This window comes from Lacrimispora amygdalina, assembly GCF_900205965.1.
Classification (GTDB): domain Bacteria; phylum Bacillota; class Clostridia; order Lachnospirales; family Lachnospiraceae; genus Lacrimispora; species Lacrimispora amygdalina_A.
In genome coordinates this window covers 17409-32429 of record NZ_OAOF01000005.1, presented here as the reverse complement: position 1 = coordinate 32429, position 15021 = coordinate 17409, and the positions used below count along the sequence as shown (strand labels likewise).

Below are 15021 nucleotides of genomic sequence, written 5' to 3'. Positions count from 1 at the left end.
CTGTTACCTTTTATTTTTGAATCATAATAATTTCCCGCAGGTACTTTTCAAGCCCGGGAGTAAAGCTGACTCTGACAATTTCTTCAGCTTTTCTGGCTTCTGCTTCCTCCTCAGGGGTCAAAGGTATAACGGTTACTCCCCTGTCCACCATTTCTTTTTCCAGTCTCCCTTCTTCTGAAATAATCTCCTGTTTGTTCCATTCAGAAGCCATTCTTCCTGCTTTTCTTAGAATTTCCTGATCCTCTTTACTTAATGAATCCCATATCCGTTCTGATATCATGACAATCCCGGGGCTGAAAACATGGTTACTTAACAGATAATAGGGAGCCACCTCATAAAACCGGTTGGACAAATAGGCCGGTATGGGATTTTCCGCACCTTCCACATCACCGCTTGCTAACGCATAGTACAGATCCTCATACCGCAGGGGGATTGGCTGGGCTCCCAGCGCTGATATGGTGTCCATCATAAGAACAGATTCGGGAACTCTGATTCTTTTATTTTTAATGTCTTCAAGACCTGTGATTGGTTGTGTTGTGAAAATATTTCTGGCACCTTCATCGGTATAGAACAGACCTACCATATTGGCGCCTATCTCCTGACCCTCATCTAAAAACGCCCTGCCAAGGTCCTCATTATTCAATACCTCCCACATACCTTCTCTGTCCTCAAAAATATAGGGAAGACCAAATAGATTCAGCTTTCTAAAACCATAACCAGTCAGTGCGTTTGTATTGGCCCGGTATAAATCCAGAAGGCCGTTTCCAGTTCTTAATGAATTAAGAGACGTCTTTTCATCGCCGAGAACCGCACCCGGATAGATATCAACTTTCATTCTTCCATCAGATAGTTCATATACATATTGTGCAAACTTTTCAGCAACCTTTGTATCAATATTGCCCTCAGGGTTTACTTCTCCATATTTCAGGACCAGCTCAGGCTCTGACGGTGTTGCTCTTTCTGCCTGGGTTGTTGCCAATGCCGCTTGTGCTGTCGCCTGTGCTGCTTCTGCTTCTGCCTCCTTTGTCTGTTCAGCCGCTTTGCTGCTTTCTTTTTCAGCACTACCGGAGCCACAGCCGTTCAGGCATAGTATGATTATGGCAATAAGCATGAAAGCCAATGGTTTTTTCATATTATTACTTCCTCCTGATAGCAAAAAAATTTCGATCTGTTTTTCTGTTTCATTATGCCCCAAAATATGTATTTCAATTAAAAAATTCCGCCAGGATACCTAAGAGCATATCCCGGCAGAATTTTTTAATCCATTATTTTTAAAAATCTTTCCCCGTATTTTTCATATTTAAAAGCACCTACACCGGATACAGAAAGCATGTCTTCCCGGGTCCTGGGTTTTTGTACGGACATATGGATCAGGGTTTTATCAGAAAAAACAATATAGGGAGGAACTTTTTCCTCTTTTGCGATTTTAAGCCGAAGTGTCCTTAACTTCTCAAACAGGATTTCCTCTTCCGGCGACAGCTTCAGTACCGGTGAACTGGTCTTCTTACCTTTTTTCTTTTCCTTATCAGATGGTATTTTTTCTTCTTCTTTTGCCATTTTCATCCATACAGTCTCTTCTCCATTTAAAACGGCACCTGACTTTTTTGTCAGTTTGACAATGGCATATTCATCATTGGTTGCGGACAGATATTCATTCAAAAGAAGATGATTCATAACCTGCCTCAGCTTATAGACAGGTACTTTTGACAGAACGGCGTAATGTGGATTCTCATTCATCCGGTAATTTCTGATCTTAACCGTATTTGCACCATGTAATGTATCCATAATCACGGCCGCACCATACCTCTGCCCGCAGGTTTGTGCACACCCAATGATGGCTGCTGCAATGTCTGTTACATCTGCAGTTTCAAATCCTGTTAAACAATTGGAACAGTTCCCACAGTAATTGTCCTTATATTCTCCAAAATAGCGCAGAATATAATCCCTCAGACAGTCGTTTGTAAAACAGTAATAGGTCATTTTTTTCAGACGCTCTCTGTCCCGTTCTTCCACAAGCTTACGGGTGATTGGATCCAGCTCCTGATTATCCTGATTGCTGTCAATAAACATCTGATTGGTGATTACATCCTGACCGCCATAAAGAAGCAGGCATTCCCCAGGCTCGCCGTCTCTGGAGCAGCGCCCGACTTCCTGATAATAAGATTCTATATTTTTCGGCATGTTATAATGAATGACATAGCGGACATTGGACTTATCAATGCCCATTCCAAATGCATTGGTAGCCACCATAATCAGACTTTTGTCATAAATAAAATCATCCTGATTCGTTCTCCGCTCTGCATCGCTTAATCCTGCATGATACCGGGTGGCAGAAAATCCCTCCTTATGTAATCTCCCGCAAACTTCCTCTACCATCTTTCTGGTAAGACAATAAATGATTCCGCACTGTCCCGGATGTCTCTCCACAAAATTCTTCATCGTGGCATACTTATCCTTTGGAGACTGCACACTTAAAAACAGATTGGGTCTGTCGTAGCCGGTTGAAACAACAGAGGGATCCTGCAGCATTAAAATATCAATAATATCCTCTCGTACCGCCTTCGTCGCTGTAGCCGTAAATGCGCTGATAACCGGACGTTTTGGAAGTTTTTCAATAAAATCAACTATTTTTAAATAACTGGGTCTGAAATCCTGTCCCCACTGGGATACGCAATGAGCTTCATCCACTGCCACCATGGAAATCCGGACACTTAAGGAAAATTCTAAAAAATCTTCGGTCAATAACCGTTCTGGTGCAACGTATATAATGGGATAGCGCCCTTCCCGTGCATAAGTGAGGGCTTTCAGATACTGACTTTGGGACAAAGAACTGTTAAGATATGCGGCGTGAATGCCAGCCTGATTGAGTGAAGCCACCTGATCTTTCATCAGGGAAATCAAAGGGGAAATAACTAAAGTAATTCCTTCCGTCATAAGAGCCGGAACCTGAAAGCAAAGAGACTTACCTGAACCTGTAGGCATAATCCCCAGGGCATCTCTCCCTGCCAGAATGCTGTCAATCAGTATTTCCTGCCCTTCCCGGAAACTGTCGTAACCGAAATAGTGCCTGAGTACTTGATATTTATCCATGTAATGTATAATTGTGCTCCTTTTTCTTTATTTTTTTTATTATAGCATCTTAAGCTGAGTTTTTCCACATACCAGGTTCTTAAAAATAAAGAAAGAAGCAGGGAAACCACCTCCTCTGCTTCTTTCTTTTGCGTTATTCCGATCATTTTATAATGATTGAAATCACAGCTTTTCATACATCATTTGATTGTTTGAGATCTTTATATTTCAACACAGAACTGTAAAAACTGAATTTTACCCCTTCAATGTCAGAAATATGAGACCAAAACCAATAATCAGAAAAAAGCCCCCTATAACTTTTATCGTCTTTCTTGATTTGGCTGCCGGGAAAATTTCGAGAAATTTTTCATATGGCATTAACATCATAAACAATCCGATTCCTAAAAATGCTAAGGAAGTAAAAATCTTATCTCCTCCCCTCCTGTTTTATTTAAAATGATTATACTACAAAAGAATGCGTTTTTTCCGTTCATGTAATATTTAGCACTCTACATGTAATTTTTGGTAAAATATGGTATGATTTCTCGAAAGGTCTCGAAAGGTTATGGGTAAACAATATACAATTATCATTTCTTATGATTCTTACGATACCAAGACGCCCCAAAATATCCAATCAAACCAAATACAATACAAGATACCACATAGATCAATCCTTCCATTTCTTTCCTCCTCTATCTAATTTTTTTCATTACATCTACTTTATTCAATCGAAAGATAGATAACAGCGACAATACACCAACAATACAAAAAATTCCAATTGCTGTTATAATCAAATATTCTTCATTGATTATTTTTAAGTTATTCATAATCAGATACACCAAAATTGCATCTGCTATTGCAATAATATATCCACCTGTCTTTAAATCAGAAACATGGAATGCAACATAAGAACCTAACAGTGCAAGTGTTAGAATTCCAGCACCAATCACAAAATACATTGCAATAATCCACCTCAGGGAAAACCCCGCATCAAGAAAAGTAATATGAAATATTAACTTTAACAAAACATTATCGAGAATAGTAATTGCAACCAACGAAACTAGTCCCAGTATCTCTATAAATAATGTTTTTGCAAAGAGAGCCTTTCTAATATCAACGGAAGTAGATATAAAAGTTTCCATGGTACGGTGATATTTCTCTCCTCCCACCAAATCCAGGGACAGGTTATTTGGGATTAAAAACACACTAAACGCCATAAATCCCAAACATAAAAGTGCCTTGTTATTCGTAACCGGAATCATCTTATATCTGGGTAATATAATTATAAAACTATTTATGATAATAATCCACAAATACCAACGAATCATTGCACGTCTGACCAGAAAATTACTCCATTCCTTTTTAATAACCACATATATCTCCTTCATTTCAATCACCTCCTTACATCTTATAAAGATTGCTTAGCATATATTTATTTTTGTATGTTTTTCTTCTTCGCTGAAGTGAGAACCCAATTACACCTTCTATAATAAAGTACAGCATACTTATTATTATAAAAGCGTTTAATGGCACCTCTATGCAAGAGATTGCAACCATGCAGGGAATTCCATACAAAAAAGAAAGCAGTGTAGCATCCATGGCACAAGCCTTACTATCATTTGACTGTAACGACAAGAGAGAGAGTCGTATGGAAAGATTTCTGATAGTCAATAAAGGAAAAAGATAGATTCCTGTCATATTGCGTAAACTGAATATATCTGACAGAGGAACGTGCCGAAGAAAGAAATCCAGAGAGAAAGAAAGAGTATAAGTTATATATAAGAGACTACCAAATATAAAAAAGCAAAAGAATGACTTTCCTCTTTCAATTTGTTCAAACGAAAGGGGAAGGGTCAATAGGGTCTCAAAGGTCTGATTTTCTTTTTCTGTAATGAATAACTTTGGCGTAATCTGGGCAGCAGTAATGACAAGAATAAAGATTGACAACATTAGCCTGGTATTCCCTCCCATAATAAAAAATACAAACGTCCCTGCAACGCTCATAAGAAGTAAATACACTACCTGACTTGAATTGGAAAACAGAAGCTGAAACTGCATTTTTAAGACTTTATTCATGCTCTGCCTCCTCAGTCTCCAGATATAATTTATTTAAATCAAATTGCTCCCTGGTTACACCGCATATGCCTGTCTTATTATACACCAGCTCCTTGATGATTTCTGAAATAACTATTTTATCCGTCTCAGGCGTAATGAGCTGATGGTCATTTAAGGCATAGGTGAGGTGATGCTGATCCATAATTGTTTTTACGGATTGGACATCAATATCCCCAACAAGATCAATCTTTGTCTTTAGATAAGAATCTAGTGACAAAGATTGTTCAACTACGTTTTTACCTTTCTTCATAATAATTATTTTATCACATATCTTCTTTACTTCTTCCAGATTATGAGTCGTAATCAGAAAAGTTGTATTGTATTTCTCCCTCATTTCTTCAATAATATCATGTAATGTAAGTATACTAACAGGATCCAGGGAATTTACTGGTTCATCCAGTAATACAATCTTTGGGTTGTGAAGAATGGTTCTAATAATTGCAACCTTCTTCTTCATTCCCATAGAAAAATTTTTTATGATCTGATATTTTGTTTCTAGTATATCAAACCGTTCTAAGAGAATATCTATCTGCTCCTCATATTCTTGCTTGGGACAGCCATATATCTCAGCAAAGAACTTCAAATTATCATAGACCGTTAAGGATTCATAGAGTCCTGTGTCTTCACACAACACACCACAGTCTTTTCGGATTCTTTCACCTGATGATAATGGATTTTCGCCAAATACACTTACTTCCCCATTATCAATGTCAACAAGTCCAAGTATAATGCGTAAGAGAGTAGTCTTTCCTGCTCCATTATGACCTAAAAGTGCTGTGATTTCTCCTGCATGGATGGTAAAGTTCACCCCGTTTAACACTGATTTGGTTCCGAAACTTTTGCATACATCTGTGACACAGATTGTATGTTGGTTATTTTTTTCTTTCATCACCAAAGGAGTTGTATCTCTCATTTGTTTCCTCCTTAATATAACATTTGATTTGCCAGACTAAAACCTTTTTTAATATCATTAGCCGTTAAGTATGCCGTATTTATCGCAGAATCATTCATTTTTAATTTACTGAAATCATTAACAATTAACTCCACTCCCAGTTCCTCTAACTGATTGCGCAACTCAGTTCCAGGATAAGGTGTATTAATCGAGAATAGCATATTTGCATGAAATTTCTGTTTTAAGTCTACTGCTTTTGCTATTGTTTCTTTGATTGTATCCATTGTATCCATATGATGTCCAATCATAAAAGAAATGTTCATCTTTAATCCGGCTTCATATGCCATTTGTGCCGCAAGATAAACCTGCTCATAGGTGATGTTTTTCTTTATAGATTTCAAAACGGAATCATTACCGCTTTCCATCCCAAATTGAACCATACTGCATCCAGCATCTTTCATTGTTTTTAACAGATAATGATCCGACTTAACAATATCTACTCTGGATTCGCACCCCCACACAAATGAAACATCAAGCTCCCTGCTTAATTCATTTAATGATTTACAAAATTCTATTGTCCTGGCCGGCTTTAGCGTAAATGTATCATCAATAATAAAAAAATCTTTCAGACCAAAAGTAAGGTATACCTCTTTTATCTCATTTACAACACTTTGAGATGACCTCATAACGACCTTGTCTCCCCAAAAAGCATGTGCAGAGCAAAAAATACATCGCCCTGGACATCCTCTTGCTGTCGATATTGTAAATGGATAACTATAACGATTAAGGTCCAATACATCTCTAGCTGGAAACGGCAATTGGTCAAGATCAGAGATTCTCTCAAAATCATTGACTATTATTTCTCCATCTGCCTGATAGACGAGATTATTTACTTCATTAATCGAGCCTTTATGTAAAAGCAGATGGTTACATAAAGAGATATAGGCGAATTCCCCTTCTCCTCTTATAATGTAATCATAATAGTTTGTTTGTAACATTTCCTTATATGCAAAAGAGGCACAATATCCACCAGCAACAATTACTGCTTCTGGTATTATCTTTTTTATATGGCTGGCAACTGAATTTTGAATTTTCCACGATTCCACGTAGGTTGATATTCCTACGATTTTTGGTGACATTATCTTTAAATATTCCAAAAATTTTGCTTTATCAAACATCTCCACCGAAAAATCTATAAAACTCACATGAAATCCCGCTGCTTCCAAAGTTGAAATGATATATAACATTCCTAAAGGAGGCATAGAGGTGAATTTAGAATGTTCCTCTCTTGTCTTCAGAACTCGATCCATTGGAACATTTATAAGTAATACGTCCGTATTGGGTACTATTTTCATTTCCTCGATCACCTACAATTTTGCATAATAATTTTCTACAGTTTCAATCATATGTTCACAATCTGGTATTGGATCACTTAATGCATTCCCATATTGTCTGTTTTTAAGTTTACACCCTCCCAGGCATAAATACCAGGAGTCACACAAACCACACGACTTTGCCTTAAGATTCTGGCCAAACATATCGTCTCTCTTATTATAATATTCCTCTATACTCTCAAAATAGAATTCTTGTTTACCGGAAAGATGACAAGGATATATATGTCCTTGAAAATCAATACTAATTTCCTCAATTCCTATTCCGCAGTGTATTTTATGTTTATGTGGATAAACCGATTTTAAACACAACTCATTTTCTGTAAGTATATAAAATCTCTGGTTTTCAGCTTTAATTCTATTATTCTTCCATGAATTAATAAAATTGTTTTTTAAATAAAATTTTTCAAGCATCTTATCATACTCGGAGGACTGAAAAACGCCTGAATCATCAATGAAAATTCCATTTACACCATGCTCACTCATATCCTGCTGTAGCAAGGAACATTCTTCTAAATTATCCGGGTGTAATGTAAAATGAATAAAGAATGACATATCTTTAGAGTTACAAAGTTTACATTTTGCAGTAATTTTTTTAAGATCTCTTTCTTTTTCGTAGGAACTGATTTGCAGTACTATACCATCTACACATTTTTTTAATTGATTTAGTATATCCTCTACCAGGCATTTTTCATTGCAAAAGAGAAATAATTTTACAAATGACTGATTGCCTATGTATTCCAAAATTTTCAGAGCTTCGTCATCAGGATATCTGTCATCTAACTTTATAAAAAAACGAACATATTTTTCATGTTCATGCTTTTCGATTAAATCTATCATATATCTGATCTGATTAAAGGTAAGGACTGGGTTTGCCAGATCCAAATAAACCCTATTCAGACTTTGCTGCCTATATTCAATCTCTTCTTGTTCTCCTACTTTCTGAATAACACCTTTTTGTTTCATGTTTTCTATAAATTGAACGGTATAATTCTCAATCAAATTTTCTTGTATATCGTATTTTTCCTTTACTATTTGAATAATATCTTTGTTACTGTGCTTCCCATCCATCAAAGAGAGAATTGTATAAGCAGTCTCATTTAGTGATAAGATGGAAAATTCCACTTTTGATATAAGTACAAATCTATTCTTATACTTCTTTATCATAAAATATTTTAAATTAAAAAGATAACAATTATCATCTGCCATATAATACCACCTTATTTTATTAATTTTTGACCTTTTGCAAGATAATTCCTTAGTTCATTCGTAGTAAGATTTTTTGTAGAAATAATAGGATTATTTAGCAAATACTTAGACCAATCCTTTGTTTTTACACTGATTCCAAGTTCTTTCATCTTTTCATATTGTTCAGTTCCTGGAAAAGGTGTATTTACACTGCAAACCACTCTGGCTCCATATTTATCACTAAAATATTTGGCATAAGAGAGTGTCTTTTCAATTGTTTCATTGGTATCAAATGCATGACCAATAATATACGAAGTTTGTATATGCATTCCGATTTTACATGCACATTTTACAGCATTTTCAATTTGTTCAATGGTAACGTGTTTCCTTAATTTTTTAAGAATTTCATTATCTGCACTCTCAAATCCAAATTGAATCTTATGACACCCTGCCTGATATAATATCTCAATAAATGATTCATCAATTACATCTGCCCTGGACTCACACCCCCAAATAAAGTTAATACCTGTCTCTTTAAGCATTTTACAAAAATCCAGGCATCGCTTTTTGGATGCGGTAAACGTATCATCAGTAATGTAAAATATAGTAACTCCGTATTTATGATAAATATCCATTACCTCATCAAATACGCTTTTCGCACTTCTCATAATGACCTGTTTTCCCCAAAAGGCCCGGGATGAACAAAAGATACAATTACCAGGACAGCCTCTTGAAGTTGATATTGTATAGGGCATTATGTATTTATCCAGTTCCAATAAATCCCGATTTGGAAATGGTATATTGTCCAAATCCTGAATCCGGCATGAATCTTTATTAACAATTATATTTCCGTCCGGATCTCTATAACAAATGCCGTCTATCTCTATTTTTTGTCCCCATTTATTATCCCTTATAACAAAATCAGCCAATGCTTTAAAAATATATTCGCCTTCCCCCCTTTGTACAACGTCTGTAAGGGATTGCAATAGAATATCTTCATAGCAAAAAGAGGCAAATGCTCCACCTGCACTTATTACTGCATCTGGTAATACCTTTTTTACAAGCTTACATAATACCTTTTGCGTACTCCAGGACTCATTATATGTGCTTAACCCAACAATCTTTGGCTGTCCTTCCAATAATAACTGTTCAAATTCACAGCTGGATATATGAGTTACTGCAAAATCCAGTACTTTTACTTTGTAATTATATTTTTCTAAGTAAGATGCTATATAAAGTAAGCCCAGGGGTGGCATTGAATTAGTATCTTTTATTTTATCTTTATACCAGGATCCAGTAGGTAAATTAATTAATAAGATGTCAATTGCACTCATACATTTATCCTTCCTTAAAACATGATATCAAAGCTGTCAATCTCATCTCGGACAGAAGCCAGATCAAAATCTGATAATTTATTTATAATCTCTTCAATCTGCATGTCTGTTAAGACAGCATGCAATTCTTCTTTCAGTTCACAAATCTCTTTTTCACTATCAATAGTTTTCCAAACCAGTGAAAATAACTTATTTAAAATGACCGTATTTCCATACTTATTCGTTATTTGAATGCAGCCGTTATCCTCTTCGAACCAACTGGCGCACTCTAAAATTACAAATCCGTTCATATCCTCACCCTGCCCCTCATACACGCTTCTATCCGTTTTATATTACTTCAAATTTACAATTAGATATAGTTTATTGCTCAAGCAGGCAATACAAAAATCAAACCGTAACTGACTGCTTGAGCAACCAAATGCAAAAATGGCACAAATATAAGTTTAAGCTACTCTTTCAGATCAGCCAGGAATTGCTGGTCCAGGAATTGAATCAATTATCACTCCTGCTACTGCGCTAGATACACCACTAGCAACAGAGCCGACGATTACCTCAGACATTTTACCACCTACAATAGTGTCTTCTTTCATTTCTCCATACCCAATCATGTTGCACTCTGGGACTTCATAAATTCCATTCTTCTCCATATGATCTCTCCTTTCTTACATTATTAAGTTGCCATTTGCATTTCTTTTTCAACAATTCCATTTGACTGAAGAAACTGTTTTTCATATAGCTGGCGATACAATTTGTTACTGGAAAGCAGTTCTTCATGTGTACCAATCTCCTCAAGCCCTCCCTGATTCAGTACATAGATACAATTGGCATCCTGTATGGTGGACAGTCTATGAGATATAACAATAAGTGTTATTCCCATTTTTTTGAGGTTATTATGTATATTTAGTTCATTGGTACTATCTAATGAACTTGTTGATTCATCAAGAATTAAAATCTGTGGTTTTCTAAGAACTGATCGTGCAATGCTTAACTTTTGGATTTGCCCGCCAGATAAATTTTTATTTTCATTTGAAATCATAGTATCCAGTTTCATGGGCATGCGTTCAATTTCATCCCATAAATTAACCATCTTTAATGCCTCAATTAATTTATCGTCTCTTATATCATCATTACATAGTGTCAGATTCTCTCTGATGGTTTTATTAAAAACAACGGACTGTTGTGGAACAATTCCAAATATATTCGCGTAATTATCCTCCATTATATCCTCAATTTTGTATTCTTCATTAATAATTATTTTCCCTGAGGAGCAGGGATATAACTTAGCTATTAATTTAACAATAGTTGATTTTCCTGAGCCGGACATACCAACAACTGCTATTTTTTCGCCACGTTTTACAATTAGATTTATGTTACTTAATACATCTTTTTGATTGGAATTATATTGAAAGCTAACATTATCAAAAGCTAGCTGTTTGAAATTGTCTATCTGAAACATTCCTTTTTTTATTTCTTTTTCATTAAGTAAATCATTAATATAATAAAGCTGACCCCTTAATGTATGTATTTGCACACACGTATTAGCAAGGCTCATTACATACTTTACATATAATTCCATTATAATATAGAAGGTAAAAAGACTTCCGACCGAAATATTCTTTTGAAACTTACCAAATATCATGATAAAGATTACCATTAGAGGGATAAACAGCTCAAATAATCCTATTATCATAGAAAAATCTGACAATCCTTTTTGATTATGTATATAACCCTTTTTAAATTTTTCATTGACCTGCCTATAAATACGAAAAAAGTGATCCTCAAGATTCATACATTTTATCTGATACATTTGACCAATAATTTCTGTCTGAACCATATTTAAACTTTGATTATTACTGACTAATCTCCGGTTACGCTCCAGTAAAGAAGTATTTTGTATAAAAACAAAAATATATAATGTGATAAAAATTAACGTCATCATAACGAACAAAAAAACGTTTTTTATGATACATATGTAAACATATATAGCACCAATGGAAGTTATTGAAATAATTAATGATATTAAGATTCCTGAAACTTGCTTTTGTACCTCAAATAAAGTATTTAAACGATAAAGAATATCCCCTGTGCTTCTGCTATCAAAAAATTCATAGCTTACTCGAAATAAATGCTTCATGGTATGCAAGGAAAACTTTTCAATAATTACACCCTGCAATTCTACTAATTTATCATTTCGCAATTTAGTAAATATCATATAAAAAATAGATACTACAAATATATTAATTATAATTGACCTTTTTTGTTCATTGATTGTCCCATTGATTAGAAAGTCAATCATTCTTTGTAATATCTGTGGTATGATTATATTCATAACATTAACTAAAATAGAAGCAATTACTGCGATCAGGAAAATGACTTCAATACCTTTCAACATACGGATAATGTAATGATAAATATAGGCTTTATCTTTTACTTTTGTAAACCCGTCTGTCTTTTTAATACTTATCAAATACTTATCATCAGAACTGTTTAACTCACTCAGGCTTATTTTTATACGTCCGGCTGCCGGGTCACAGATGCAGCAATAGTTGCTCTTTATTTTTTCAATTACAACAAAATGATGATTCCAATAGAGAATACAAGGAATTTTCCCTCTCATTTCACTTTTTTTAATATTACTGCAAGGGCTTAATAGTGGTTCAAATTTAATCATTCGGAAGATATTACAAATGTTCTTTACAGACATTCCATCTCTTCCTACATGAAACAAAGACCGATAAAAATTGATATCCTTTCTGTAGCCGTAATAAGATGCAAGCATAGCTGTAGCACATAGCCCGCATTCATTTTGTTTGGTCTGCATTATTAAATCTATCTTCATACCGTTTAACCACTCACCCCATTCCTTGCTCACCTCAGGTAATGAAAAAGTTTATTACATTCAAATAAGATAACATAAAAACTAAAGAAATTACGGAACATGTAGAAATTCCGATTTTATTCGTCATATTTAGAGTGTGACTGCGAATTCTTAATGGTAAAAGGCAGGGACTTCGCCCTGCCTTTTACCATTATATTTTTCCAATCAACTCTTTCTGCCTGCCGTCACGAAGAAAAACAGGGATCTGACTGATATTGGCTGTCTGATAAATGATTTGTCCTCCTTCATATACCGTTCCATCATAGATCAGGGTCCAGTTTGCTCCCTGCGGCAGATAAACCTCTCTTTGATATGTATCCTCATATAAGATGGGAGCAACAAGAATATCGGAACCAAGCATATACTGACTGGTCAGATCCCAGCATCTTTCATCATCAGGGAATTCATAGAACATTGTGCGCATGACTGGCTTGCCGGACTCATGTGCTTCGTTCATTAATGTACGTAAATAGGGCCGCATCGCCTCTCTGAAATGAATGAATTTTTCTAAAATGGGTATATTTTCATCACCAAAGCTCCATATTTCATTGTCCGCCCCGGTTGGCATTGACGGTGTGCCATCTGCATGATTCACTGGCTTTGACGGTGTCCGGTCCCCATGAAGCCGCATAACCGGACAGAACGTCCCCCACTGGAACCAACGGATAAACAGCTGCCTGAAGGAAGGATCTGTAGGATCTCCTCCCATGAATCCCCCGATGTCAGTTGTCCACCAGAAAATCCCTGCGATTCCCATATTCAGCCCTGCGCAGACCTGCTCTCTTAACGTTTTCCAATCACTGTGAATATCACCGGACCAGACCAGTGCACCGTAGCGCTGACTGCCTGCCCATGCGCAGCGCAGCAGGTTAACCGCTGTATCCATACCGGTAGCGATCTGACCGTCATAAAAGGTTTTGGCATAAAGCTGTGGATAGATGTTTCCGATCTGGTTAACCGGTCCCAAATAGTAACGGTAATTATCATACTCATAGGTAGAAAATTCCGGTTCCGCCTCGTCAAGCCAGAAGGTTTTAATTCCATAGTCATAATAATTTTTCCTGCATAAATTCCAGACATACTCTCTTGCTTTTGGATTGGTCGCATCAAAGAACGCATTCTCTCCCTGGAACCGCATAGCTATGGGAACTCCCCGCTCAGATTTTACCAGCAGGCCCTTCTGCTTCATTTCCTCATAATTTTCACTGGTTAAATTCACCTGGGGCCAGACGGAAACCATCAGCTCCATTCCATATCCATTCAGCTCCTCAACCATGGCTTTCGGATCCGGAAAATCATTTTCATCAAAACGGTAATCACCGCATTTAGGCCAGTGGTAAAAATCAATCACGATCACGTCTACCGGAATTCCTCTTTTATGATATTCTCTGGCAACGTTTAAAAGCTCTTCCTGATTCCAGTATCGCAGCTTGCACTGCCAGAATCCCAGACCATACTCCGGCATCGGAGGCGGTGTTCCGGTAGCTTTTGTATAAGCTTTCAGGATTTCTTTCGGAGTATCTCCTGCAGTGATCCAGTAATCCATCTGCTTCGTGTTCTGTGCATACCACTGGGTAACATTTTTCCCAAAGGAAGCCGTTCCGATTGCAGGATTGTGCCAGAAAAAACCATACCCTTTATCCGACAGTACAAACGGAACAGAGGCCTGGGAGTTTCTGTGGGCCAGCTCTAAAATACAGTTTTTCACATTTAAAACTTCCTGCTGATACTGTCCCATTCCATACAGCCGTTCTGACTGGTCTGAGGCAAAGGATACCAACAGCTCATAGTTTCCTCCCAGCCTGGGTTTAAAATCTCTTGTTTTTTTATTAAGGGCTCCCCCCGCTCTTTCTTCCTCCAGCAGGAGTTCCCCTTTCTGATTAAAAAAGCTTACCCGGCATCGTTTGTGCCAGTCATCCACAGATAAAACTGCAGTAATTGATCCGTTGGTGATCTCTCCGTTAAACTCATCTTTTATTATGATTTTAGCTGGCTTATACGGCGGGGGAAGAAGTGCGTAATCCGTATCTTTGATGTCCCCCATCATCACGGCTCTCACCCGCAGGGAATTTTCGCCCCAAGGTTCAATCCGGAGGGTTTCTCCATCATTCTCGAAAATAATAGCTTCCTGGTCCTCTCTGATATAGTTCATAC

At 36.5% G+C, this 15021-nt stretch carries 12 protein-coding genes; all 12 read right to left on the bottom strand.

Features of this window, described 5'->3' with window-relative positions; genetic code table 11:
* Positions 1 to 10: 10 nt before the first annotated feature.
* A complete protein-coding gene (locus tag CRO04_RS08520) occupies positions 11 to 1132 on the bottom strand; it encodes a TRAP transporter substrate-binding protein (protein ID WP_097003824.1) in 1122 nt (373 codons plus the stop codon).
* 125 nt (positions 1133 to 1257) lie between these two features.
* Positions 1258 to 3090, bottom strand: a complete 1833-nt coding sequence (recQ, locus tag CRO04_RS08515) for a DNA helicase RecQ (protein WP_097003823.1) — start codon at positions 3088 to 3090, stop codon at positions 1258 to 1260.
* A gap of 671 nt (positions 3091 to 3761) precedes the next feature.
* A complete protein-coding gene (locus CRO04_RS08510; protein ID WP_097003822.1) occupies positions 3762 to 4457 on the bottom strand; it encodes a hypothetical protein in 696 nt (231 codons plus the stop codon).
* 13 nt (positions 4458 to 4470) lie between these two features.
* On the bottom strand, positions 4471 to 5145 hold the full coding sequence (locus tag CRO04_RS08505) for a hypothetical protein (RefSeq protein WP_097003821.1): 675 nt from the start codon (positions 5143 to 5145) through the stop codon (positions 4471 to 4473).
* On the bottom strand, positions 5138 to 6097 hold the full coding sequence (locus CRO04_RS08500; protein WP_097003820.1) for an ABC transporter ATP-binding protein: 960 nt from the start codon (positions 6095 to 6097) through the stop codon (positions 5138 to 5140). Before CRO04_RS08500 ends, CRO04_RS08505 begins: the two co-directional genes overlap by 8 nt.
* 11 nt (positions 6098 to 6108) lie before the next feature.
* Positions 6109 to 7431, bottom strand: a complete 1323-nt coding sequence (locus CRO04_RS08495) for a B12-binding domain-containing radical SAM protein (RefSeq protein WP_097003819.1) — start codon at positions 7429 to 7431, stop codon at positions 6109 to 6111.
* 12 nt (positions 7432 to 7443) lie between these two features.
* A complete protein-coding gene (locus CRO04_RS08490) occupies positions 7444 to 8676 on the bottom strand; it encodes a PqqD family peptide modification chaperone (RefSeq protein WP_097003818.1) in 1233 nt (410 codons plus the stop codon).
* Between the two features lie 11 nt (positions 8677 to 8687).
* Entirely contained in the window at positions 8688 to 9989 is a 1302-nt protein-coding gene (locus CRO04_RS08485) for a B12-binding domain-containing radical SAM protein (RefSeq protein ID WP_097003817.1), read from the bottom strand.
* 14 nt (positions 9990 to 10003) lie between these two features.
* Positions 10004 to 10279, bottom strand: coding sequence for a hypothetical protein (locus CRO04_RS08480; RefSeq protein WP_097003816.1), 276 nt, complete (start codon positions 10277 to 10279; stop codon positions 10004 to 10006).
* A 171-nt stretch (positions 10280 to 10450) separates the two neighbouring features.
* Positions 10451 to 10636: a hypothetical protein gene (locus tag CRO04_RS08475; protein WP_097003815.1), complete on the bottom strand. Its 186-nt coding sequence runs from the start codon at positions 10634 to 10636 to the stop codon at positions 10451 to 10453.
* 23 nt (positions 10637 to 10659) lie between these two features.
* On the bottom strand, positions 10660 to 12828 hold the full coding sequence (locus tag CRO04_RS08470) for a peptidase domain-containing ABC transporter (RefSeq protein WP_097003814.1): 2169 nt from the start codon (positions 12826 to 12828) through the stop codon (positions 10660 to 10662).
* 190 nt (positions 12829 to 13018) lie between these two features.
* A complete protein-coding gene (locus CRO04_RS08465) occupies positions 13019 to 15019 on the bottom strand; it encodes a TIM-barrel domain-containing protein (RefSeq protein WP_097003813.1) in 2001 nt (666 codons plus the stop codon).
* Positions 15020 to 15021 lie beyond the last annotated feature (2 nt).

Coding starts and splice junctions, on each gene's coding strand:
- CRO04_RS08520 (WP_097003824.1), bottom strand. CDS start 1,132: ATGAAAAAACCATTGGCTTTCATGCTTATTGCCATAATCATACTATGC.
- recQ (WP_097003823.1), bottom strand. CDS start 3,090: ATGGATAAATATCAAGTACTCAGGCACTATTTCGGTTACGACAGTTTC.
- CRO04_RS08510 (WP_097003822.1), bottom strand. CDS start 4,457: ATGAAGGAGATATATGTGGTTATTAAAAAGGAATGGAGTAATTTTCTG.
- CRO04_RS08505 (WP_097003821.1), bottom strand. CDS start 5,145: ATGAATAAAGTCTTAAAAATGCAGTTTCAGCTTCTGTTTTCCAATTCA.
- CRO04_RS08500 (WP_097003820.1), bottom strand. CDS start 6,097: ATGAGAGATACAACTCCTTTGGTGATGAAAGAAAAAAATAACCAACAT.
- CRO04_RS08495 (WP_097003819.1), bottom strand. CDS start 7,431: ATGAAAATAGTACCCAATACGGACGTATTACTTATAAATGTTCCAATG.
- CRO04_RS08490 (WP_097003818.1), bottom strand. CDS start 8,676: ATGGCAGATGATAATTGTTATCTTTTTAATTTAAAATATTTTATGATA.
- CRO04_RS08485 (WP_097003817.1), bottom strand. CDS start 9,989: ATGAGTGCAATTGACATCTTATTAATTAATTTACCTACTGGATCCTGG.
- CRO04_RS08480 (WP_097003816.1), bottom strand. CDS start 10,279: ATGAACGGATTTGTAATTTTAGAGTGCGCCAGTTGGTTCGAAGAGGAT.
- CRO04_RS08475 (WP_097003815.1), bottom strand. CDS start 10,636: ATGGAGAAGAATGGAATTTATGAAGTCCCAGAGTGCAACATGATTGGG.
- CRO04_RS08470 (WP_097003814.1), bottom strand. CDS start 12,828: ATGAAGATAGATTTAATAATGCAGACCAAACAAAATGAATGCGGGCTA.
- CRO04_RS08465 (WP_097003813.1), bottom strand. CDS start 15,019: ATGAACTATATCAGAGAGGACCAGGAAGCTATTATTTTCGAGAATGAT.